We start from the raw sequence: 23,591 nt of genomic DNA, 5'->3' as shown, positions 1-23,591 counted from the left end.
AAGCAGCTTTTGCTGACCGTTCCGTGACAAGTGTAGCGCGCACGGGGGAGGGAATAAATGCCATGCCCCTCTGATGGCCTGCATCCCTCTCGACTCTGTTAAGTGAGTCCCATTTATGTGAACCATCCTTTCATTTGTTGTGAACATGTGTTTAATATCAATAACTAACTTATGACCCAGAGTAACGACCATGTTCTTCAACTCGCTCGCTGGCAGCAGCACACTCTCTATCATTCAGATCAGCCGTCAGCATCCGCTGGGATTGGCCGCCGCCCGGATCGCGGCCGAAGCCATCGCTGCGGACATGAGCGAGAGCTATCAACTCGATTGCGAATGGGCAGATGAAGAGGAGACGGAACTACGTTTTCGCGGCTCAGGGGTACATGGCACTCTCACCCTGGACGAAGATACCCTGGAACTGGAAGTGCATCTTGGTTTGATGCTGTTGCCGGTACGCAGCGTACTGGAGCAAGAGATCCTCGATTATGTCGACAATCGCTTACCTTGCCCCAAACGTGTTTGAAACTCTTCGTTGCACTGGTTTTAAATAAACCAGCTGTAAACGATGGCTGTTTGAAATAAGTTGGCAAGCCATATGGCCTGTCAGATTTATTATCTGGCGAGGTCTCGATTCTATTTTGTAAGTAATATTTCATCTTTATTTCATATTTCGAGTCGGCACTCATTAATGTCATTCTGATTGCATCAAGCCTTCATCCGGATATGAGGGAAGGAGCAACTTGCCGCCTCGGTAAATTCATTTTGTAGGGAAACAACCATGCCACTGAGTGAATTTATCTCCTGCGTCGATACCGCTTGGTTACGCATGGACAGACCCAACAACCTGATGCAGATCATCGGTGTCCTGATGTTTGAAGGAGAGCTTGATGAAGCGCGTCTGCGGGCCGGATTGCGCCACACCATTTCGGTGCAACCCCGCTTCCACCAGCGGGCCGTGCTGGAAGGGGGCTCCTACTACTGGCGTCATGATCCCGATTTCGATCTCGATCAGCACCTCAAGCGAGTGATCCTGCCGGGTGAAGCAGGCAAGCTGGAGCTGGAGAAGCTGGTGGCCGATCTCGCCTCGACGCCGCTCAACCACCAGCGCCCCCTGTGGGATATGCACCTGACGGACACGTCGCTGGGTGGGCAAGCGCTGGTGGTGCGCATTCACCACGCCATGGGCGATGGCTTCTCGCTGGTGCGAGCCATGCTGACCATGATGGATAACACACCGGAAGGGGCGCCGCGACCACCGTCACCGGAGCCACTGGATGACAGCGATGACGAGGATGAGGAGGATTGCCACCAAGGCAGCCGTCTGGTGCGGGCCGGTCTCAAGCTGACCGGTAGCCTCTGGTCCAAATATGTCGAAGTGGTCACCCATCCCACCAAGGCGGTGGATTACCTCAAGACCGGGCGCGATCTGGCGAGCGAGCTGTGCAATATCGCCACCCTCGGTGATGACTCCCCCTGCCGCCTGCGGGGTAAGACCACCAGCACCAAGCGGGTGGCCTGGTCGGAGCAAATTGATCTGCCGGATATCAAGGCAGTGGGCAAGGTACTGGGCTGCTCGGTCAACGATCTGCTGATCGCCGCCACCGCAGGGGCGTTTCGCCACTACCTGCAGGAGAAGGGGGATGATGCCAACAAGGTCAAGATCCGCGCCCTGGTGCCAGTCAATATGCGTGCACCGGACGATGAGGGGGCACTTGGCAACCGCTTCGGGCTGGTGGCCCTGGACTTGCCACTGGATGTTGAACACCCGTTGCAGCGGCTCTATACCGTACGTGACCGAATGCAGGCGCTGCGCACCTCGCTACAACCCGTGGTAGTGCTCAACTTGTTACATGCCCTTGGCATGGCCCCCAATGCGGTGCAGCAGCAGGCCGTCGAGCTGCTCACGGCCAAGGCCAGCGCGGTGATCACCAATGTGCCCGGCCCGCAGCAGACCCTGTATCTGGCTGGAGCAAAATTGCGTCAGCCGCTGTTCTGGGTGCCGCAATCGGGGGATATCGGCGTCGGCGTCTCCATCCTCTCTTACGATCACAAGGTGCAGCTGGGCCTTATCACCGACAAGAAGCTGGTACCTGACCCGGATCAGGTTGTCGACCGCTTCGCCGTGGAGTTTGAACAACTGTTACTGCTGGTGTTGCTGGAGCCTGAGCTGCTGTTCGACCCGAACGGCCTTGATGCGCTGCTGGGTTGATCCGATACGTAAAAATCCCAATAAAAAGAGGCCAACCCGCGGGTTGGCCTCTTGTTTTGCTACCTCTTAGTGGCAGGAGTGGCGGTTAATCCTCCAGCTCTTCGCGCGCCGCCTCCACATCGAGGCGCTCCATGGCATCCATCGGTTCGCACTCGGCTGCTTCAGCATAGAGGGCTTCGGCGGCTTTCAGGCGGCTCTTGCCGTGCAGCATTACCTGAGCGTTGGCGTACTCCATGCGGGCGATAGCGGAGTCGGGGATCAGCGCCAGCGCTTCCTTGAAGTGGCGCTCGGACTCCTCCTTCTTGGCGCCATAGGTGAGGCCGCCGATCATGGCCCCCAGCTTGTCGACGATCTCCGCATGCCAGGCACCAAAGGCGATATGGGCCTCGGCGTGATCTGGCGCCAGCTCCAGAGTCTTCTCAAGGCTTGCCTTGATCTTGTCGCCAATCCCTTGCGAGAGGGCCTTGGAGATGGAAATGACCTGACTGTAGCGCCCGAGTGCCAACGCGTGGAAATACCAGGCGTTGGCATTCTTGGGCTGGCGTTTTTGCAGCTTCTCGGCATGGCTGGCCGCCCGCTCGAAGGCGGCGCGCTTGGCATACTTGTCTTCCAGCAGATAGCTGGCGTGAATCACCAGTGCCTTGTTTGCCACATTGAGGCCCGCCTCACCGGCCGCTTCGCCAAGGGCGACGGCCCGGGCAAAATCCCCGGCATGATAAGCCCGCCAGGCATCCTGTACCTGTTCATCCTCGGGCCAGGGTTCGGCATCCCCCTGATGGAGTCGCTCCCAGTTGTCCGCCAGCTTCTGGCCGGCATAGTCATAGGCCGCATCCGCGTAGGGGAAGGGGACAAATTCGAGTTGTGAAGTGGTCATGCTTGTTCTCCCTGTAGCATGTGAATCAAACCTTGTCGGTGTAGTGGTGGGCGAGGGCGCCCAGATGAGCGCGGGCATCGGCCCGCAAATAGGGTGCGACCAGTTGCATCACCTGAAAGACGCCGAGGGCAATATCGGCGTCCGCCTTGGGGTGCAGTGCCCGCTGGTAAGAGATCCAGAATGTGCCCACCAGCCCCACATTGGCTGCCAGCGTGCGCATCTGTTGCGTCGTGCCCTCCATCAGCCCGACCGTTTGCAGATGGTTGCAAATGGCGATGGCGGTCTGCTCCTTGCGGCGCAGCAGGGCGGAAAAGCGCTGCTCCACCTGATGATAACCACTCATCAGGGTCGCGATATCGTAGTAGAGGAAACGGTACTGCCAGATGGCTTCAAACATCAGGTGGAGAAAGAGCCAGATATCTTCTGGCTCATCGGACGGGGTGCTGACCGCCTCCAGCAGGCGATCCATCTGCTGTTCAAATTCGCAGAACAGGGCGTTGACGATCTCCTCCTTGTTGTGGAAGTGGTAGTAAAGATTGCCCTGGCTGATCTCCATCTCGGCCGCAATGGCCGAGGTGGTGACGCTGGGTTCCCCTTGTCGATTGAAGCAGGCGAGGGCAGTGGTCAGGATCCGCTCCCGGGTACGACGTTTGGGTTTGCGATCCATGCTACTCCTTTGGTGATGAACGGCGCACGCCGTGGCGATAGCGTTTGGCAAGCCAGTGCTGCAACTGCTCCAGCGACTTGTCGAGGGCGGCAACCGAGCCAATGCCGGGGGCCAGCAGGGTGCGATCTTCATCGGCCAGCGCGGCCAGATTGAGCTCGAGACCATGCTTGGCAAGCACCGGCGCCAGCTCGTCACGACGCAGCCAGAGATCGCGGCGGGTATGCTGGTAAGCGTGCTCGCAGAGACGGCGGCGATCCCGGTAACTGAACACATTGGTGAAGAACATCTCGCCATCGGCTGAAGAGGGCTCAAACAGCAGGGCGTCGGCGTCGGGATATTGGTGTTTGTAGCGATCCATCCCCACATGCATACGGGAGTGGATGATGGCGCGAAAGGTCTGGGCCAATACAACCGGCAGACCGCTGTCCACCAGATTGGTCGGCGCGCCGGCGGCCATGTCCGCATCATAGGGCACCAGCGGATTGATGCAGAACACCAGATCCGCCCCCTCTTCCAGCGCTACCGAAGCGTGCAGAGTCTTGATCAGCGCCCCGTCCACATAGTAACGCCCGTTAATCAATGAAGGGGGAAAGAGGCCGGGCAGGGCGGCCGACGCCTGTACCGCCGCCGAGATGGGCACGTCATCGAGCCCCGGGCTGCCGAAGGCGACCGGATGACCGGTGTCGAGTTCGGTAGCGACCACAAACAGTCGACTGCGCAGCTGGCGAAAATCATTGCTGCGGCCGGGACGAGAGAAAAACTGGGTCAGGGTACGATCCACCCCGCGGTTGTCGAACAGTCCGGTCGGAATGGCCTTGGAGAGCCCCTGCAGCGATTCAAACAGGCTGCGCTTCCAGGGCGCCGCCAGATAGTAGGTCAGGCTCTGCCACGCCAGCGGCGGGATCGAGGTCAGACGGTCGGCGTATTCACGAAAGGCGGGTCGCAGCAAGGTGGCCGGGTCAAACATCTCCCCAGAATCATCGCTGAGCAGGATCCGCACCAGCTTCGCCGGAGAGATGCCGTTGGCAAGCGCCGACGCCACCACGGCCCCCGAACTGACGCCGACATAGATATCGGCATGGTCAAGGCGCAGGCCGTTGATGCTGTCAGAGAGGGCAGCGCAGGCACCGATCTCGTAGATGCCGCCGAGCGGCCCGCCGCCAGCAAGGGCAATTGCGATGGTACTCATAGCGTCGCCTCTCTATCCATGACATTCACCATGACAAGACCGGCCCAGCGCAGGGCATGGGCCGGTATCAATCACCTTCCGTCACCGCGAGGGATCAGGGCAGAACGCTCTCTGCTTTGGCCTTCACCTCTTTCACCGCATCTTCCGCAGCGGAGAGGAGATCGGCGGCCTGCTCAACTACGGCCTCTTTAGCCTTGGCTACCGGTGCCTTCTTTACCGGAGGCTTGCGGGCAGCGGGCTTTTTGGCGGCAGCCGGTTTGGCTTCTGCGGCCGGGGCTTCCTCTTCCTGTGCATCCAGCAGTTGCTGGACCACGTCGGTCAGCTCGGCCATGCGCTTGGAGAGCTTGTCGATATCCTTACGGGTCGGAATGCCGAGGCTGGCCACAGCGCGGGCCACGCGATCTTCGAACACCTGCTCCAGACGGCCCCAGGTATTGGCAGTCTTGTCGGTCACAGCGGCAATCTTCTCATCTGCGCTCTGACGGGTTTTTGCTTGCAGCGCTTCACCTTCCTGCACCAGGGCTTCAAAGATCTTGCCACCCTCTTCCTGCGCCTTGGCATAGGCACCCAGACCCGCCAACCAGATCTGCTGGGTGGACTCCTTGATGGTGGAGGTGAGTTGGTTGTCGGTCACTGACCCTGCCAGCGCTTTCAATTTCTTAGCCATGATCTTCTCCTTGAATAACGACAGTTAAATGTAATAGCGACAACGAAACTGCAATCGGGTTGTGGCATTACTGATTTTTCAACTTCAGTCTAGGGACAAAAAATAGAGGGTTCTACCTAATAACGGAACAGGCACACCACCGAAATTAGGGTTTGCTCACGAACCGACAATCAAATTGCGGATTCCCATATGAATCGTGATATATCTAACAACCTAGTAACACCCTAATCAGTAGCTGGATTCTCTTTATGAACTATTTCATTACTGGCGGTAGTGGTTTTATCGGGCGTCGATTGATCAAAAAGTTATTCCAACAGCATCCCGACTGTATCGTCTATTTTCTGATGCGCGCCTCTCATCAGGATAAATTGCCGGAGTTATTTGCATTCTGGAATGTGGATGAATCGCGCGCAGTCCCGGTTTTTGGTGACATGACGCAACCGCTGCTGGGGGTGTCGGTAGAGATGCAGGAGCAGTTGATCGGCAAGATCGACCACTTCTTCCATCTGGCTGCTATCTATGATCTGAACGCCAAGGCCGGGATCCAGCAGCAGGTCAACACCGAAGGGACCCGTCAAGCCGTTCAACTTGCCGAGCGGCTGGGGACGGGGCAGTTCCATCACTGCAGCTCCATCGCTGCAGCGGGCCTGTTCGACGGTCTGTTTCGCGAGGACATGTTCGATGAGGCCGAACACCTCGACATGCCTTACTTCCAGACCAAGCACGAAGCGGAAGGGATTGTGCGCAATGAGTGCACAGTTCCGTGGCGAGTTTACCGTCCAGGCATCGTCGTCGGTGACTCCAACACCGGCGAGATGGACAAGATCGACGGCCCTTACTACTTCTTCAAGACCATTCAGAAACTGCGTCGTCTGCTACCTCCCTGGATGCCAGCCATCGGGGTGGAAGGGGGCCGTATCAATATCGTGCCGGTCAACTTTGTGGTCGATGCCATAGTGCATATCGCCCATCAGGAGGGCGAGGAGAACAAAACCTTCCATCTGACCGACCCCAACCCGATGCGGGTCGGCGACATGCTGAGCACCTTCTCCCGCGCCGCCCATGCGCCGGAGCCTGCGATCCGCATCAATGCCTCTCTCTTTAATTTCATTCCCCGCCACCTGACCGCCATGCTGATGACCATGGCGCCGGTGCGCCGTATCCGCGATGCCGCCATCGCCGATCTGGGTCTGCCGAAGGATGTGTTCCGCCTTATCAGTTACCCCACCCGTTTCGACAGTCGCGAAACTCAGCGGGTACTGAAAGGGACAGGCATCGAAGTGCCGCCGCTGCACAGCTACGCCTGGCGGTTGTGGGATTACTGGGAGCGTCACCTCGACCCGGAGCTCTTCATCGATCGCTCCCTGCGTGGTCGGGTCGAGGGCAAGGTGGTGCTGGTGACCGGGGCCACCTCAGGCATTGGCCGTGCAACCGCGCGCAAGCTGGCGGGGGCGGGGGCCAACGTCGTTACCATCGCCCGCGACGAGCAGAAGATTGCCGAGACTAAAGCTGAGTTTGCCGAGCTGGGGCTGACCATCGAGATCTATCAGGAGGATCTCTCCAATCTGGCGCAGGCTGAGGAGATCACCGCTCGCATCGTGGCCGATCACGGCGGCGTCGATATTCTGGTCAATAATGCTGGCCGCTCCATCCGCCGCTCCATCGAGGACTCCTTCGATCGCTTCCACGATCTGGAGCGCACCATGCAGCTCAACTACTTTGGCGCGCTCAAGGTGATCATGGGGGTGCTACCCACCATGATCGAGAAGAAAAAAGGGCACATCATCAACATCTCCTCCATCGGGGTGTTGACCAATGCGCCGCGCTTCTCCGCCTATGTTGCCTCCAAGTCGGCCCTCGATGCCTGGGTGCGTACCGCCGCCTCCGAGTTTGCCGACAAAGGGGTGAGCTTCTCCATCATCAATATGCCGCTGGTGAAAACGCCGATGGTCGCACCGACCAAGGTTTATGAGCAGGTACCGATGATGACGCCGGAAGAGGCGGCCGATCTGGTATGCGATACCATCATCAACAAGCATGTGCGTCTGGCCACTCGCCTCGGGGTGTTTGGTCAGGTGGTGCATGCCCTGGCACCTCGCGTTGCGCAGGTGATCATGAATACCAGCTTCCGCACCTTTGCCGATCCCAAGGATGGCGACAAGTCCAAGGCGACCGCCGATCAGGTTGCCGTCTCGACCCTGATCAAGGGTATCCACTTCTAACCAGGTGATGCGATAAAGAGATCAACAGGGGCCTGAGCAATCAGGCCCCTGTTTTATTTGCAATAGCAGTTGAAGAACGGTTAAGGAGGGTCAGACTCTGGACAGCAGATCAAGCAGCAGATCTGTCGTGCGACGGGAGTAAAGCAGAGAGAGATGGCCAATGGCAGGCAACTCGATATCTTCCATTCCCGCCAATCGTTGCCGCTCCTGCGGCATCACCACATTGTCGTGACTGGTGCGCACCGAGATGCCGGGCACGCAGAGAGGAACCGAGGCGAAACGCTGCAACCAGCCGGAACCGGGCTCCATCTCGCGGGCATTGGCCCCAAGCCCAAGGGCGGCCAGCTGACTGCCCTGATGAGGCGTAGCCAGGGTGATCAGGCGCACGACCTTGTCACCACCATGGATAGCCAGATAGTCGCGGCAGACCAGCCCCCCCATGCTGTGACCAACCAGCACCAGCTTGTCAGCCCCGGTCTGCGCCAGCACATCGTCAATCCGGGTGGCCAGCAGCGGCACCATCTCATCGATATGACCAAATGGTGGCATCAGGGTAATGGTGGCGACCACATGGCCTGCGCCCTCCAGCCGGGCGCGCTGGGTGCGCCAGATCCCGCGACTGCAACCGTAACCATGCACCAGCAATACGGGGCGCTGGCATGGCCGCAGCCGATCGGGTGCCATCAACAAAGGCTCGAATGGCAACAGCAAGGTGAAGGTGTAGAGGTAGGCCAGCATCTCCTGCACCATCATCTTCACCCTGCGCCAAGGGCCGATAGCCGGGGAGGGGTAGAAACGGGTAAACAGCCAGCTGCCGAGCACCACCAGACAGCGCAACCCAAGCAGGGTAAACACCACAAACAGCAGGGTCAGCAGCCAGGGGAGTCCCACGACCAAGTGGGCGATACTCCCGAGGAGCAGCACCTCTACCATCAGCAGGATAAACAGGTGTCGTACGATCGTCATAAGGCCATGATCCGACCAGTCAGGCGTGGAAGTCAAATGGCACTTTGAGACAGCTTGATCCAGCGCGGCTTTTGTCGCTAAACCCCGGCGAACTCTTTTCCGGTGAGGTTATTTGCAATACTGTATATCCATACATATACTCTATCCATCATCACCAAGAGGAGGCCATCATGGCTGTCGAGATCAAATATGTGGTTGTTCGTGGGGGAGTGGAAAAAATGACCTTTGCCAGCAAAAAAGAGGCCGATGCCTATGACAAGCTGCTGGATACGGCCGATGAGTTGATGACCCTGTTGGCTGGCGCCCCGATCGAGTTGGCGCCAGAGCAGCAAGAGAGTCTGGCATTCTACCTGGCAGAGCAGCGCGATGTGCTGCAAACCCTGCTGCGCGGCGGCAAGGTTCAGGCAGGTACGAAAGAGGAAGAGGCCCCAGCAGCCAAGCGCAAGGAGAAGCCACTCAAGCAGGTGGCCTGATTGCCCAAGCCTGCCATTTCTCGGGATAAACAGCTCGCAGCATTCACTTTATTTGCATTTAAAACCATTTTTACGGCTATTTATCCCGAGAATTTTTTAACAACGGTGCATATCCAATGCATAACTGAATAGCGTGCACCACTGAGCGACATCAGCCAGATCTATGAGGAAATAATGAGCAAACAGTGGAGAGAACGTTATCCAGATCGCTCCTGGTGACCTTAATCAGCAACAACAAGAGGCAATACAAATCCCAATAGAAGCCGCATTCATCTATCACGAGCCCTTTTCTAGCAACTCAGCTCACAGGCTCATATCAACTCATCTCAGCATCAACAAGCAACACCATGACTCAACAACCATCATCCTTGCCGCCAGCCATGCCGCTGTTTGACAGCCTTATCTATCTGGAGGCCGGTAACCCACAGGTCAATCAGTACCTTGCCAACCTCAGCCTCAACGATGTACCCGATGCCGGTCTGGTTTACGAACTGGCGGTCGATTGGCTGCTGGAGCAGCGCAACAGCGAAAACAACTACAAAACCTATCGCAGCGAACTGACCACTTTTTTGCACTGGTGCTTTCGCGAGGCGGCCATCAGCCCGAAAGATCTCACTCGCCGCATCATGATCCGCTATCTCGACTACTGTCAGTCCCCCCCTGACGAGTTGATCGCCTATCGCAACGTGGCGCAGTTTGTCCTCGACAAGGAGTGGGGAGAGCGGTTGCCCAATCCGCAATGGCGACCGTTTCTCGGCAAGCGGGAACTGGGCCGCACCTTGCCCTATCGTCTTAGCGAGCAGGCGATGAAGACCAAGCTAGCCATCCTGTCGGCCTTCTTCCAGTTCCTGATCCAGGAGGAGTACATGGACAGGAATCCCGCTCTGCTACTGCAGCGGGTCAAACGGCCGCAACAGCAGGAGGCCGATGATCAGGTGCAGGCCTTCAGCGAGTTGCAGTGGTCATACGTGATGCAAGCTGCCGATACCCTTGCCAACGACCATCCGGAGCAGCACGAGCGCAGCCGTTTTCTCACCATTCTGATGTATGCCTGCTATCTGCGGATCTCTGAGGTTGCTGCCCGGCCGGGCTTTACACCTGTGATGGGGCAGTTCAGGCGGGATCGCAAAACCGGCGTCTGGGGCTACTTTATTCCGCAAAGCAAAGGGGGCAAACGGCGTACCGTAGCGGTATCCCAAGCGCTGCTGGCGGCACTCGAACGCTACCGCCGTTTCCTCGGTCTCTCTCCCTTGCCGACACCGGATGAACAGACACCACTGTTCGTTCGCCATAAAGCGGCAGCACATGGTCGCGATCAGGGGGAACTCAACGCCAACCTTGGAATTCGCCAGCTACGGGATTTGATCATGGTGATCATCGGTAAAGGCGCAGAATTGGCAGAGCAGGATGGATTTGTCCAAGATGCGGCCGAAATGCGGCAACTCTCTCCCCATGCGATCCGCCACACCGGGATCACCCATGACATCAACCTGCATGGGAGACCGCTTTCCCACGTACAAGCCGATGCAGGACATGACAGCATCGACACCACTTCGAAATACCTGCACACCAGCAATAGTGAACGACATGAGAGCGCCCAGCAAAAGCCGCTGGACCGATTGAACCAACATGTGAGAGATAACATCCACAAGAACTAACGAACAACGTGACATGACCCTGATTTGTATTGACTGCTCTTAGAACACAGAATGGCTTGTTTGGGATGTCATAGAAGTTGGTGCGGCGATTTTGTACTTCTCTGGATGGCAATCGGTTCAGGAAATATTTTTGGCTCACATGGATGATTCAGAACAGGCTCCTTGCCATCTGCGGCATACATATTTATCCCGTAACAGAGAAGCAAAAAACGAAATTGCTTGCTGAAACACCGAGACCACCCGATGCCGAAAGCTAAGTAACATGCCGGAAGCAATCATATTCGGTTGAACAGCGCCTTGTTATCACACTTGCATATCCAGTCATCATTGGTGATATTAATATCAATATTAACGAGATAACAAGGAGCGGGTATGCAAGTGGCAGTGGTGGAAAAAACCTTCAGGATCGTAGGCAAAGGGTCGCTCATAGCCCAATTCACCTTTATCTCTTCAGGCACGCTGCATATCTGGTTTCCGGATGTGGGCCTGCAGATGGAGGCCCACTGCAAAGAGTTGCGTATCGAAGATTGCACCATTATCTATACCAATGGCCTCCATCACGGCCAGCCCAGAGCACTCTGGTCCTTAACCCTCCATCCCGATGATATGAACGAGCTCAAACGTATATTGCAGCAGTTCAACAGCAACCTCTACTTGACCTGCCAGCCACCCACATTGGCCATCGCCAAACGTGTCTTGAATATGAATTGACCCGACTTCCAAAAAAGTCGCAATCATGCCAGCCACAACAATAAACCGTGAGGATTAAGGGTTAAGGGGAGGGGAATCTATCGCGATAGTCGGCATTTTTATGGCTGTTTTACAAGAAGGAGTATCAATATTTCCAGAGAGAGACCTCTCAAGTAGGGGACAGATATTTCTAAGAATATTCATTGTAATAACGAAGGTTATAACTGTGAAAATCAAACATAACGTTCAATAAGTGAGGGGAATTCCGCACAACGTATTGATTTAATAGTGGACTCATGTCTCAAAATGGGACATTTCGGTGATGTGGGGCAGGGCGGTTGGCTGTGTTATTCTGTTGTCGCTGCAAGAGCATCTGCAGGGGGAATCAACCAGATATTGTCCTTCTGCTTTTGGCAGTCAGATCGCTGGAGGTCTGTGTGTAGCCTCGATCCTGATCGATTTCCGAACCTTTAAGCTAAGGAAAGGCTGCGGGCTACTGTTTTCAACAAGGCTTGTTGTCTCTGACAATGATGCCGATAACCCTATTTATCGGCATCTTCTTGATAGCCACACCAAACTGAACGATAAATGGATAGGAACAGGATGAAGACTGTCGAATTTCTGCAGTATACATTGCACCCTGGTACAGGAGAGGACTTCCACAACATTATGCAGGATATCAGCGTTCCTCTACATCGGACTGCCAGGATTGATGTAGTCCGCTATGGCCAATCCGAGCACGATCCTGATAGCTACATGTTGGTGCGTGCGTTTGACAGTCTCGAGGAGCGAACTCTGAGCCTCGATACATTCTACAAAAGCGACGCTTGGCATTCAGGCCCGAGGGAAGACATCATTCAGCGAATATCCATAAGCCTTCTGTCAGTCGTATCCATGACTCTAGATTCGGTCAATGCACTGCGAGCCAATTAACCAAGTTTCACAACATCTTTGACCTCAATCCATTTCACCTGGTGACGTGGCATTGGTGTCACACTGAGCCAACAGTTCTTCCAGCGTGTAGCGCGGCTGACCACTCAGTTTTACGCGAGCACGTTCTACATCATCCAACGCAGCTTTCAGCAGCGCCGGATCACCATCTTCAAGAGCTGCCTGCAGATAGGCAACCATGTCGGCCTCGGTGGCCAAGCCGTCAGCCGCATCAAAACGGCTCCATTGCTCAGTTCTCTTCATTCCGTCCTCCTGCATTCGTCATTGCGCATAATTCATGATTACGTTAAAGCCGCCGTTACCGTGCGTCCTGACAATGTTGTCAGATTCGAGCGGTACGCGAATAATGCGCAGGAATATAACAAAAAACTTTATCTTTCGATGGTTTGAGTGCGGTTTGAGTCCAGAGGAAACAGCAAAACTTTGTTTTGTTTCCGTGACAGAGGTCACACTCTGGGATGAGGGAAAACCCATACCGCCTGTATGCAAACGAGTCATGAGGATGGCAGTTGGACGGGAGCTGCCAACCGTTTTTACCCGCTATTGGGATGGCTGGCGTATGTCCGGGCATCACCTGATCACCCCTGCTGGCACCTATCTTAGCCGCCAGCGTCTAGAAATCATCGAGTCGTTCGGGAGTGAAGACCTCAAGGCGCTGAAAGACAACGCGGCGCTGAGGCGTTTGCCTACCTCAGAACGCTGAGAGCCTTAAAAGCCGGTTAATTAAGGGATTGAGGGAGAAGTGATCCCCTCAATCCCCTGCTCAAGGGTATGTTGGGGTGGTGTAGTCAATCACTAAATCGGAACCCCACGAGTGGGGCCCCCACGATTTAGCGTTTGACTAGGTTAGTGCCATTGTGGATTGGCTTTGTAGAAATCCAAAACGAAAGCGCGAAGGCAACGAATGTTACCCCACTCTGACGGGATGTATCCTTCCTCAGCGGTCATGGAGCACAGGCGCTCAAGAAGCTGAAGGAAAAACAGGTATGTGAAGTGATAGCCACTCTCTTCAGACTCTTCGGCCACCTTAAAGAACCGCTCTTTGAGCTCGATGAACCCAAGGCGGTCTGCTATCGATGACTCATACACTGCCCACGCATCAGACGCCGGATCAGTTCTACGGTCGACGCCGACAGAGCTGGCCAGCGGCAAATCTACCTGCTGATGAGCATCGCCGCGTTCTGGGGCAGGGGACGCAGTTGCGGGTTGCCCTGGCTGTTGGCGTGATACCTTCTCGATCATCGCGTGATGCCAAGCCAGATACCTGACTGCTAAGGCTGTGCGGTGCTCTATGGCCATTTGGCCATTCTCCATGCGTACCACGGTGTTGCGGGCAACGGCCAGCTCGTCAGCCATGCGCTGTTGTGACCACTCAAGGCGGGCGCGAATGTCTTTCAGTTCTGCGGCGCTCAAGCTCAAATCGTCCATGTTTCCTCCTTGTTGGCGCAACATCATGTTGCATACTTTGATTATAGTTTGAGCTAGCTTAAATGCAACATCATGTTGCACCTTCTTTTCGAATGTCCGTGTTTTGGCTACGGGCGGGAGCAACGCTACACGAGGCGATTTATTTTGGGGGGAAGGTGTCCTCGGGGAGCGCCGCTGCGCGGGGAAACGCCAGCGGTGGTGCTGCTGGCCCGCGCGGCGGCGGGCCTCCGGCCACTGGCAAAATGAAATCGTGCTGAGAAGCCAAGGGACGCGTTGGAGGGACGCGTCACACTTGGACGGGGTGAATTGCTACAAAGCCTTTTCAACTGATCCCGCAACGCTGGAGGTCAAACTATCCTTCTTGGCTGTCGGTATGGTGTTGCGCTCACGGATGAGCATGGTCACTTTGCCTTTGGTAAGGACGAGGCCATAGGACTTCATGACGACAGTCCAGCCAAGTTCTGTGAGTTCGGCCTTCTTCCATAGGGTGATGGAGTTGTCTTTGCTGTCCCACACATCGACCCATGCGTCGAGCAAATTGCCATTAACCATCGAATAGGAGACAAGGACAGGCGTGTATCCCTCTATGGATTGAGTGAAGAAGTCATCAATCTTGGGTTTCGGGGGTGGCTCCGGCCTTGGTGCTGGTTGCCCAGGTGAAGTGGGTGATGCAACTTCATGTTGCTGTGCCTCCTGCTTGGCCAAGTCTTCGGCCCCCGTCTTGCTGTTGAAGTTGAGCATGGTATCGATGGCGAACCAGAGGCCACCGATGAACAGCAGGGCAGCGATTGGGAGCCCATACTTGAACTTGGCGGACTTGAAGATGTTCGTGCGGTCATCTTCATAGACCCCCATTTCATTGTCTTCTGAGGTGGTGCTGGCGTAGCTGCCGAAGTATTTGGGGTCATACTGACGAGTGCCCCCTGTGAGCTTCTCGAACTCGATACGGCTACGCTGGCCGTCTGCCCTGAGAGAGCCCTTGTAGGACGTCCAAGAGTAGCGCTTGGCTAGGCCTACGGCGTCCAGCTTCATGAAGACGAACTTCTTGTCGATACGGTTTCGCCACATGCTGTGCACGTCGTTGAGGTTCTGACCCATCAACACGATATCAAGGCCACGGTGGCGATGTTCTGTTATCAATTGGATGATCGGGTCAGGTAATTTTTGACGACCAGACGGCCAGAAGTTCTGGCTCTCATCGATGATGACCAGGCTTTTATCCCGAACGTGCTCATGGATGGCCGGCACCTGCTCGCGGGTGATCTGCTTGAGCTGCTCTTGGCATTCCTCCAGCGTTATCTCGGCCAGCTCGGCTATCTTCTCGAAGTTCAGGCCCTCGATATAGGCATCTACGGTGCGGCCTTCCTTGAGCCGCGGAATAATATGGGACACCAACGCTTCATAGCTTTTACCGGAGCCCGGCAATCCCTCGTGAAATATCAGCATGTTAAGACTCCATTTAACATAAATAATCGCGTCACGCAGTTATTATGTTAGCCCCAGATTGTAATGTCCGCTTTGAGCCAGATTGAAATGTCCGGCTAGGGCCCCCTCAGTTATACCTTGTGAGATAGGTGTCACCACGGAGAACCGGTCATTTCAAATAGTTTTTGACATATTACCACTGGAACAACGTTGCCACTTTACGAACCAGCCGGAAGGCGACACCCATTGATATAAACAGGAACGCCTGCGATATTCCCGACATATTCAGGAAGTAGACAACATCCGAAGGAATGTAGTTAAAGAGATCCTGCAAGCTGTATTGCAAGAAATCCGGCATAGGGATACTCGATATAACGAACCGTATCCCCTCCAATATCTTTTCCAGCGTGGTCAGCAGGATATCCTCGAACCACTGGAATATGGCCTGAAAGAACTTCACCACCCACATGATGAAGCTCTCAATCATATCCTTGAGCCAGTTCCTGAACGAATTAAGCAATTCCATAGCTTGTATCCTTAGTCCAGCAGGGCAATTCTAAACGCGGCATAAAGCCCTAATAGCTTCACGCACAGCGCGATTATCTCGAATATCTTTTGCAGGTCGGCATTACAGAACACATCAAACACCAGACTTCCACCGCCTACGCCGCCAATATCCGGCACATCAATACTGAACTGGGGACAGGTGCCCGCGCCCATATCGACCTTGAAGAAGTCACCGATGGACGAGAACAGCGGCAACTGGTTCATGGCTGTAACATGATGTTGCATCACGGTGCCGTAGTTACGTTGGCCCCAGTCGTTGGGATTGGGGTTCACTGAGTTCGGGTCGGTCTTGATGTTGGTATCGCCCGGGGGAAGGGGCTCTTGGCCTTCTCCCTCGTCTTGCTTCTCGATGGCGTCTTTGATGGCATCCAACTTGGTACCGAGCTGGGCGTTACCGTCCTTGATGGCGTTGGCCGTCTGTATCTGGCCCATGCTGGCCCCTGCGCTGCCCTGTGAGCTGGCGAGCTGTGACTCATAGATCTGTTTCTGGATATCCTTGCCGACCTCTTGAATGACCTTACCCATCGCGGCGTTCTGCTCGGATGTCGCCTTGATCTCTTTGTTGCTGGTCTCGGCTATCTTGTTGACTACATCGTTAAGCGTGGCCGTGCCCGTTGCGCCTGACGTGGTGTTACCGACTGCATCGCTGACAGCGCCCTCAAGGTTGTTCTGGGCGTTGTTTGATGAGTCTGAGGAACCTGGGGGAGTGACTGGGGTATCTACGCCAGCCGTTGATGAATCCTCGGCGTTGCCGTTGGTCTGTATCGGACAGTTCTCGCCTGTGAACTGAATGACCCCAGTCCAGATATTGGGGTTTGAACCAAGGTTGATGGCACCGCCTACAGACTTAACCGAACATTGGCCATAGCAGGTAATTTTGACTGACCCGAAATTGCTTGTGAAATAACTGACTGGCTCTTGCGGTGTACCATAGGTATTACCCGCTATGCCTTCGCATATGGGGCGACAAAATTCTTTGCCTGTTATTGCGTTGACGTCTTTGACTGACCCAAGGAGACATTGGATCGGTTTCTTTTCACAGACAGTACCGTTATTTGTAACCTTTGGGCCCATAGTAAATTCTGGCTTTCCATCTGGCGGGCACTTATATGAATCAGCAGATGTTGGACGATAATCATAACCGAACCAGCCAGAGCAGTTAATCGAATAACGGGTATTGACGTTTGTAGGTGGTGAAGTATATGCACACGTACGCGTTGGAACTTCACTTTGGACAAACGCAAGACAATCCTGAGGGGAACCTGTTCTTTGGACGTAATTATCTGAGTTACGAATACATTGACCTGTCATTGTTTTTTGAGCAGGTACCCATTCCGCCGCGTGGGCATAATTGCCAATGGCCAAAGTGAGCATTCCCAGCGCGATAGCGCCGAACACGATATAAAAGGCCCATTTGAACAGGCGGAGAATGAGCTTAAAGAAATTCAGCGGGTTGATGCAGTACATCAATGCCTTGAGGGTCTTCTTGGTTATCCAGCGCCAGTTAATGGCGCGAATTGTTTCCCGATATGATCGCATGTGCCAGCACCAACCCTGTGATGAACATTATGGGAGCCCAAATCATGGCGTCCTCTCCAATGAAAAAGGGGCAGCGATGGCCGCCCCTTGTGGTTGCAACATGATGTTACTTGCTGCCTGCAAGGCCTTGGATTTTACGCCAGCCCCAGATGGCCGCCGCCAAACCCGCCTTGGCCAGACCGACAGCGGCCACGAACCCGAGCAGGGCAGTAACAGCAGCCAGAACGGCAGTTTGAACACCGGTTACATCCAAACCACCTTCACCAGCAGCATTCGCAGCACCAGCGGCCAACAGCATGGAGGCGATGATGGTCATCTTCGGGGCATTACGGATCATGTTTTTCATGTGACTTTCCTTATCTCATTCCAGTGATTGAGCGCAATCTGGCCCATGCCCATGAGGCGTAGTACACAGATATGACACCCGTACAAGAGGCGGCCAGAATGGCCCCCAAAGCTCCATAGCCCACCGTCGCGGGATCCAGCCAAGCGGCGATGGATGCTATGTCATGTTGCTCGACCAGATACGCACCTTGGCACTGGTCAAGCGCCACATCTACGGCCTGCAGGAAGCCTTCGGCGGTAACCTGGACGCAGCGCATTAGTTACCCTTCTTCTCAGGTGAGGGGAGGGCGAACAGGCGGAAGCCGTTGAAGGTCTTGTGCAGACCGCCGTTGCCCGCGTAGCTGTTGTCCACGTATTCGAGCTGAAGGTTGACCTTGCGGCCGACCATGTTGGCCAGCTCGACATGGTAGTTGGCTTTGACCTGTTCCTCGCTCAGGCTGAACTCGATCACTGCCGTGGGCTTGGTGGTCATGAATTTCACAGTACCGATTTGCACATCGATGTCGTTGCGCTTACGGGTACTCAGTACGATGTCGTCGGCATCGAGGATGGTTCCTACAATTTCCATATTCGTTATCTCCGGTTGTTTGGGTTTGAAAAGACTTACGACAGTTAATGACACGGGTCCAAGCCGCCGGCGAGCGGCTCGCACCCCAGAGGGGGCCCCGCGAGGCGCTCGTCGTCGGAAAACAGGAGCCATGCGCGGGACTGATAATCACAAATGGCCATCTGGCGGAGGGCCTCATACTCTTCGTATTCCATGTAGGCGTAAGCCTTCTCGTCGCGCATGACCTCGAACTGATCGCGGACGCCCTCCATGGTCTTGCGGCAGGCCGCCTCCCATTTCTCCTTGGAGGTCACGAGCCACTCCTTGGCGCGAGTGAGCATGAAGATGTTCGCGTACATCAGGCCCATGGCGCGGGCGGGCGCATCGTCGCCGTACTGGGTCTTGCTGCGCGGGGTATGCAGGGCAACGCCGTCCTCGTCACACAGCAGCTTCATGGTCTCGGGGATGCCGTAGTGAACGCGCACGGTCTGGTCATTGCGACGAACCTGAACGCCGCCCATGGCGCAACAGAACGCGGCCCAGTCTCCCGCGTCAGCGGCTTTGCGGACGTTTTCGAGCGCGAAGTGCTGCTCTTTGGTGAGTTGTTGGAACATAGGGTCTTCCATATCGAGTTCGTCGCGGATGGTGCGGAACTCGCGCCATGCAGTGACTGAGGGGCCGCCAATCTGCTGAAACTGGCGGATGCGGTTATCGGATTTCCACGCGTCAACGCGGGCGGCAGTGTCCACGGCCTTGGCTCGTTTTCCGGCTTCGTGGTCGAGGCCTACGGCGAAGCCGTCGATGTTCTTGGCGACGTACTTGGAGCAGTAGCCAACGGCGGAACCCTTGCGCGGGTCGATGAAGACCACTTTGAAGCGATGTTGCTTGGCGCCCGGCTCGTTGCCGGAATCGGCCAGCATGTAATGGCGGCAGATGGCGATGTACTGTTTGGCCTGCTGGGCAGTCATGAACAGCACAGCGTGCCAGTGGGGAGTACCGTCGTGATGGGGCTCGGCGAACCGGAAGCCGTACGGCTTGATTTCGTCCTTGTCGGCCTTCTTGCGGATGTTGTCAAAGGTGTCGGTCAGCCACTTCTGAGCAGCACGAACGGACGGGCGGCCCGCCTCGATCCATTTCTGGTTCTGCTGGCCATTGCGGTGTACCGAGTGGAAACGGCTTGGACACGTAAAGGTGAGGAAGATTGCAACATGACGTTGCTCTTTGGCGCACTGCTCGAAGCCTGACAAGCGGGTCATCAGCTCGGCCCGACGGTTGGTCGGGTTGCTGACGCTGGCGTCTACGGCGTCTTTCATGCTTACCGCATCGAATACATCCTTAGCATTGTGTGCAACAAGCGCTTGCAAGGTTTCGTCATTACGTGCGCGGCGGAAAGCACGGCGAGCCACAGAGAGATCAGTCGTATAGGCTGCCATTCGGGCGCTAACCAAAGCGAACTGTCTGGAGGCATCGTATAAACGCCTAGCTGAAACAGACCGAATCCGGCGACGTACCCAAGCCATATCTGCCCAACGATTGAGGGTCGGATATGGATCAAGTTCCTGCTGCTTGGTGACTGTAGCCACAGGGTTAAGGCCGTACTGATAAGCCAAACTGACAACCAGCCGCAAAGCAATGTCGTGAGCGCGAGTAGCAACCAAGCGGCCGACGTGCTCAGAAAACCTTGTGGCAAAAGTATCAAAAGCGTCGTCGTCTCCACTGAAACGAAGCTCTCCCAGCTCGCCCCGAACAGAAAGAGCATCATCAAGCTCTCGGGCTGACTGGTTAGCAGCCTGTATACCCAGTAGCGCATTACGCGATTGATAGACATGTGTGAACCACCCAGTGCAAGCAGGATGACGCAGGATTACGCGCTCCCGAAGTTTGGCATCTTCGGCACCGCCAATCGGCAGGGCCGCGAATTTGTCCGCCTGAGCCTCGGGGCTGAACGGCACGGGATTGAAGGGCAGGGCAGGGATGGGCCGCTCAAGTGCTACAGTTGTTGCCTGATACCCATCCGAGTAAACACGATGCAGGATCGCAACGTCATCCTCGCAGAGGCCGCGCTCGTTCTGGAGCTTTTCCAAATACTCCTCGGGGGTCAGCTCATCGGCAGTTTGCACCGGAGCGGCCAGCAGGGAGAGGGGAGCCTTGGCCTTAACGGGGGCGTCGAGCAGGCGACGTACGGTGTAGCTGATCATAAACCGCAATCCTCAAGGTAGGAGCGGTTCCATTCAGAGTAAACAGAGCGGAACGGCATACGAGCAACGAGCTTGTTTACACTGGCCAGACGGGCCTCGGTGGAAAACGGGTAATCTGGAGTGGTGCCGATAACCCCATTTATCGGCGCCATGGCGGTGAGCAGCTGGACGCGCTCGGAGAAAGCGTCGAGCCATTCGAGCTGTTCTTCTACGGTGTGCTGGGGAAGATCATCATTCCACTCGGGGTCGAGCTGGATATCACCATCGAGAATCAACAGGTCAGAGCAAGCAGCGCAGCCAGCGCCGTTACAATGTTGGCACACGTGGTAAACCGGGACTTGTTGCTGTAGGGTCTGCGCTTCCATGTCGATACACCTAACTAACCTGTTGGATAGCTGGAGTGTTAACCAGCCAGATGGTTAGGTGCAAGTGCTGAAAAATAGTGCAAAATGGTTGTAGCAAACCAACGAGATAGCTAACAGGAGAAACTTTTATGGACTCTAAAACGCTGATGGAGGCCTACATGAGGGCCAAAAACTACAGCAAGTACAGCGAAGTCTGCCAAGACCTCGGTTTTAGCAGCGCGTACATTGCAGACATCAACAACGGGCGGAAGCAATTCACTGATGAGACAGCAAAATTTCTTGCTGTTGGCGCTGGACTGGATCCTTTGGAAGTCATCATTTCCCTAAACGCTGTCAGAGCCAAGACCCCAGAGATGCGGGCTACTTGGTATGACATCCTAAAAAAGTACTGCGCGGGCACGGGAGCCGCTCTGGCCGTGGCCTGCATGATGATGGGAAGCCTTAATTCAGAGCCCGTTACGACTGCGCATAATGTATATTATGTTAAATCACAAATCTTGTTTCCTGTCACCACTTATTGAACTGTGTATAATGGCAACAATTGATCCTATCTTCGACCGGATGTCTTAAGTGGCTGAATTAACATCAGAACAATTAAAACCCGCTTTTGCGATTGAACAGTTCACCAAGCTTAGCGAGCTGGAACCTATCCCCTTTGCTGCGCTGCAACCCAGAGCTATTTCCGGCATCAAACGTCTTGCCAGTTTTGATGGTGACTGTCCGGTCATGCTGCTCAACGGATTCCCCGGCGCAGATTACGAAGGCGTTTGCCAAACGTTGATTGCCGACTCCCATGGCAAGGATGGTGACCTGTTTGATCTCTGCTACACCGAGAATCTGAACAACCCCTACAAGCCTATCTGGCTGCGCCTGCAACCGGGCACCGGCGTCGAGTTTTGCGAAATGGTTGGCGAGCTGCTCAAGCTGTTGAGCCACCATCTCGATGCCGAACGCATCGTGACCCGCATCATGCGCAAGCAGAACAATGATCCGAAAATCGATGATTTCCTCTCCGATCTGGCGGCTCACGTGGCATTGGGTCTGGAGTTCCAGCACCCCATTCTGATCAACCTGCTGATCCACCACGAAGCGCAGGAAGCGCCGGTGATTTATGGCCGTGATCTCAACTGGGATACCCTGTTTGGCTCCATCAATTACCAGACAGAGCAAGGCTCTGTCTATGCCAACCAGCACCTGTTGGAGCCTGGCTTGCTACGCGAAGCCAACGGCGGCTACCTCATTTTGCAACTGGACGAGCTGCTGGATCAGCCGCACCTCTGGTTCAAACTGAAAAATGCCATGCAAAAAGGCGAGCTGGACTGGAACGCCTATCAGGAAGGGAAAACTCTGACCCCCTTCTTCGCGCCTGAAGCGACCCCCATCAAGCTCAAGCTGATCCTGGTGGGTGACCGACTCGATGTGGCCGAGTTCCAGATGCTGGATCGGGATATGTCCGAGCGCATCTTCCTGCGCGCTGATCTGGTATCAGAGGTGAATATTGAAGAGGATCTGCAGGAATTTCTGCAGTACCTGGCTTGGCTGCGCCAGCGTTGGAGCCTGCTGGACTTCACGCCAGCCGCCCTCGCCGCCCTTTGTCGTCATGCCAGCCGCCTCTGTGACCATCAGGAGTGGCTGTCGCTCTCCGAAGTGCAACTCTCCGCCATCATACGGATGGCTGACAGTCTGGCCCGGGAGCTGGGATCCGATGTGGTCACCGACGAGCATATCCGTGGCGCACTGAAGGAGCAGGATTACCGCCTCAACTATCTGGTTGAGCAGTCCGATCAGGGGGTTATCGACGGCCAGATCCTGCTGCAAACCGATGGCGAAGAGATTGGCCAGATCAACGGCCTGTCTGTCATTCAGGTCTCCGGTCACCCTTATGACTTCGGCGAGCCGGTGCGCCTAACCGCTACCGTACACCTTGGTGATGGCGATGTGGCGGATATCGAGCGCAAAGCGGAGCTGGCCGGTCATATCCACGCCAAGGCGATGATGATTATCCACGGCTATCTCTCCAACAAATTTGGTGCAGAGAACCCCTCCCCCCTGTCGGCCAATCTGGTGTTCGAGCAGTCTTACCACGAAATTGATGGCGACAGCGCCTCCCTGACCGGCTTGTGTGCCCTGCTCTCTGCCCTCGCCCGCCAGCCTATCTATCAGCACTTCGCTGTGACCGGTGCGGTCGATCAGTTTGGCAATGTGCAGGCCGTTGGTGGCGTGAACGAGAAGATTGAAGGCTTCTTCCGGGTGTGCAAAATCCACGGCATCACCGGCAAGCAAGGTATCATTTTGCCGGGCACCAACATCCAGCAGCTGAACCTCTCTGACGAGGTGATTGCAGCGGTTGAAGCAGGCCAGTTCCACATCCACCCGGTGGATCATGTGGAAGAGGCCATCGAGTTGCTGACTGGCTGTGTCGCCGGTGAGCCTGATATGCCCGATACCCTGTTTGGCCGTATTCAGGAGCGGTTGGACGAGTTGAACGGCTCCACTGCCAAAGTCGGACTGCTGCAATCCCTGCTGGGGCGCCTGTTTGGCCGCTGATGAAGTGATCGGAGTTGTTTAGCGAACAACTGTAAGCTAAATTGGCCCAGCTTTGACCCATTTG

General features: G+C 55.5%; 23 protein-coding genes. 9 read left to right on the top strand and 14 right to left on the bottom strand.

The window, feature by feature from the left end; all coding sequences use genetic code 11:
* Positions 1-190 precede the first annotated feature (190 nt).
* Both AB5Y84_RS16480 and AB5Y84_RS16475 read left to right on the top strand, forming a co-directional pair.
* Positions 191-523 carry a polyhydroxyalkanoic acid system family protein gene (locus AB5Y84_RS16480; RefSeq protein ID WP_368177397.1) on the top strand — a complete coding sequence of 111 codons (333 nt, stop codon included), beginning with the start codon at positions 191-193 and terminating at the stop codon, positions 521-523.
* A 255-nt stretch (positions 524-778) separates the two neighbouring features.
* Positions 779-2,209, top strand: a complete 1,431-nt coding sequence (locus AB5Y84_RS16475; RefSeq protein WP_368177396.1) for a wax ester/triacylglycerol synthase family O-acyltransferase — start codon at positions 779-781, stop codon at positions 2,207-2,209.
* Between the two features lie 85 nt (positions 2,210-2,294).
* Here AB5Y84_RS16475 and AB5Y84_RS16470 read toward each other — a convergent pair whose 3' ends face one another.
* The 4 genes from AB5Y84_RS16470 to AB5Y84_RS16455 form a co-directional block, all read right to left on the bottom strand.
* Complete coding sequence (locus tag AB5Y84_RS16470) at positions 2,295-3,083, bottom strand: hypothetical protein (RefSeq protein WP_139459392.1); 789 nt, start codon at positions 3,081-3,083, stop codon at positions 2,295-2,297.
* Positions 3,084-3,108: 25 nt separating this feature from the next.
* Entirely contained in the window at positions 3,109-3,750 is a 642-nt protein-coding gene (locus tag AB5Y84_RS16465) for a TetR/AcrR family transcriptional regulator (RefSeq protein ID WP_101530576.1), read from the bottom strand.
* Position 3,751: 1 nt separating this feature from the next.
* Positions 3,752-4,939 (bottom strand): patatin-like phospholipase family protein, encoded by a 1,188-nt coding sequence (locus AB5Y84_RS16460; RefSeq protein WP_100645869.1) that lies wholly within the window; start codon positions 4,937-4,939, stop codon positions 3,752-3,754.
* 94 nt (positions 4,940-5,033) lie between these two features.
* Complete coding sequence (locus tag AB5Y84_RS16455; RefSeq protein ID WP_005333118.1) at positions 5,034-5,606, bottom strand: phasin family protein; 573 nt, start codon at positions 5,604-5,606, stop codon at positions 5,034-5,036.
* Positions 5,607-5,854: 248 nt separating this feature from the next.
* Between AB5Y84_RS16455 and AB5Y84_RS16450 the strand changes: the two genes are divergently transcribed.
* On the top strand, positions 5,855-7,828 hold the full coding sequence (locus tag AB5Y84_RS16450; protein WP_368177395.1) for an SDR family oxidoreductase: 1,974 nt from the start codon (positions 5,855-5,857) through the stop codon (positions 7,826-7,828).
* A 90-nt stretch (positions 7,829-7,918) separates the two neighbouring features.
* Here the strand turns inward: AB5Y84_RS16450 and AB5Y84_RS16445 are convergent, their stop codons facing one another.
* Positions 7,919-8,794 (bottom strand): esterase/lipase family protein, encoded by an 876-nt coding sequence (locus AB5Y84_RS16445; protein ID WP_368177394.1) that lies wholly within the window; start codon positions 8,792-8,794, stop codon positions 7,919-7,921.
* A gap of 170 nt (positions 8,795-8,964) precedes the next feature.
* On the opposite strand from AB5Y84_RS16445, the gene AB5Y84_RS16440 reads away from it, so the two are divergent.
* The 3 genes from AB5Y84_RS16440 (at position 8,965) to AB5Y84_RS16430 (ending at position 11,636) form a co-directional block, all read left to right on the top strand.
* Complete coding sequence (locus tag AB5Y84_RS16440; protein ID WP_005333111.1) at positions 8,965-9,267, top strand: YebG family protein; 303 nt, start codon at positions 8,965-8,967, stop codon at positions 9,265-9,267.
* A gap of 380 nt (positions 9,268-9,647) precedes the next feature.
* Positions 9,648-10,925, top strand: a complete 1,278-nt coding sequence (locus AB5Y84_RS16435) for a site-specific integrase (RefSeq protein WP_236271508.1) — start codon at positions 9,648-9,650, stop codon at positions 10,923-10,925.
* A 372-nt stretch (positions 10,926-11,297) separates the two neighbouring features.
* Positions 11,298-11,636, top strand: coding sequence for a hypothetical protein (locus AB5Y84_RS16430; RefSeq protein ID WP_139407549.1), 339 nt, complete (start codon positions 11,298-11,300; stop codon positions 11,634-11,636).
* Between the two features lie 936 nt (positions 11,637-12,572).
* On the opposite strand, the gene AB5Y84_RS16425 is transcribed toward AB5Y84_RS16430, so the two are convergent.
* A complete protein-coding gene (locus AB5Y84_RS16425) occupies positions 12,573-12,809 on the bottom strand; it encodes a hypothetical protein (protein ID WP_368177393.1) in 237 nt (78 codons plus the stop codon).
* 259 nt (positions 12,810-13,068) lie between these two features.
* Here AB5Y84_RS16425 and AB5Y84_RS16420 point away from each other — a divergent pair, with 259 nt between their 5' ends.
* Complete coding sequence (locus AB5Y84_RS16420; RefSeq protein ID WP_236317073.1) at positions 13,069-13,269, top strand: DUF3653 domain-containing protein; 201 nt, start codon at positions 13,069-13,071, stop codon at positions 13,267-13,269.
* Between the two features lie 143 nt (positions 13,270-13,412).
* On the opposite strand, the gene AB5Y84_RS16415 is transcribed toward AB5Y84_RS16420, so the two are convergent.
* The 8 genes from AB5Y84_RS16415 to AB5Y84_RS16380 form a co-directional block, all read right to left on the bottom strand.
* Complete coding sequence (locus AB5Y84_RS16415; protein ID WP_368177392.1) at positions 13,413-13,994, bottom strand: helix-turn-helix transcriptional regulator; 582 nt, start codon at positions 13,992-13,994, stop codon at positions 13,413-13,415.
* Between the two features lie 309 nt (positions 13,995-14,303).
* On the bottom strand, positions 14,304-15,440 hold the full coding sequence (locus AB5Y84_RS16410) for a zonular occludens toxin family protein (RefSeq protein ID WP_368177391.1): 1,137 nt from the start codon (positions 15,438-15,440) through the stop codon (positions 14,304-14,306).
* A gap of 172 nt (positions 15,441-15,612) precedes the next feature.
* The gene (locus tag AB5Y84_RS16405) at positions 15,613-15,945 is read right to left on the bottom strand and encodes a DUF2523 family protein (RefSeq protein WP_052451233.1); all 333 of its coding nucleotides are present in this window, start codon (positions 15,943-15,945) and stop codon (positions 15,613-15,615) included.
* Between the two features lie 11 nt (positions 15,946-15,956).
* Entirely contained in the window at positions 15,957-17,525 is a 1,569-nt protein-coding gene (locus AB5Y84_RS16400; RefSeq protein WP_368177390.1) for a hypothetical protein, read from the bottom strand.
* A gap of 106 nt (positions 17,526-17,631) precedes the next feature.
* Positions 17,632-17,871: a hypothetical protein gene (locus tag AB5Y84_RS16395; protein ID WP_368177389.1), complete on the bottom strand. Its 240-nt coding sequence runs from the start codon at positions 17,869-17,871 to the stop codon at positions 17,632-17,634.
* Positions 17,872-18,126: 255 nt separating this feature from the next.
* Positions 18,127-18,438 (bottom strand): hypothetical protein, encoded by a 312-nt coding sequence (locus AB5Y84_RS16390; protein WP_033138657.1) that lies wholly within the window; start codon positions 18,436-18,438, stop codon positions 18,127-18,129.
* Positions 18,439-18,482: 44 nt separating this feature from the next.
* Complete coding sequence (locus tag AB5Y84_RS16385; RefSeq protein ID WP_368177388.1) at positions 18,483-20,615, bottom strand: replication endonuclease; 2,133 nt, start codon at positions 20,613-20,615, stop codon at positions 18,483-18,485.
* The gene (locus AB5Y84_RS16380; protein WP_368177387.1) at positions 20,612-20,980 is read right to left on the bottom strand and encodes a hypothetical protein; all 369 of its coding nucleotides are present in this window, start codon (positions 20,978-20,980) and stop codon (positions 20,612-20,614) included. Before AB5Y84_RS16380 ends, AB5Y84_RS16385 begins: the two co-directional genes overlap by 4 nt.
* Before the next feature lie 128 nt (positions 20,981-21,108).
* Between AB5Y84_RS16380 and AB5Y84_RS16375 the strand changes: the two genes are divergently transcribed.
* Positions 21,109-21,501 (top strand): DUF3693 domain-containing protein, encoded by a 393-nt coding sequence (locus AB5Y84_RS16375; protein WP_368177386.1) that lies wholly within the window; start codon positions 21,109-21,111, stop codon positions 21,499-21,501.
* A 49-nt stretch (positions 21,502-21,550) separates the two neighbouring features.
* Positions 21,551-23,527 carry a Lon protease family protein gene (locus AB5Y84_RS16370; protein WP_368177385.1) on the top strand — a complete coding sequence of 659 codons (1,977 nt, stop codon included), beginning with the start codon at positions 21,551-21,553 and terminating at the stop codon, positions 23,525-23,527.
* The last annotated feature ends 64 nt before the right edge of the window (positions 23,528-23,591 follow it).

The sequence above is a fragment of the Aeromonas sp. s11 genome (assembly GCF_040907945.1).
GTDB lineage: Bacteria > Pseudomonadota > Gammaproteobacteria > Enterobacterales > Aeromonadaceae > Aeromonas > Aeromonas veronii.
Note: the sequence above shows the minus strand (reverse complement) of the source record. Positions and strands in the feature narration are given on the sequence as shown.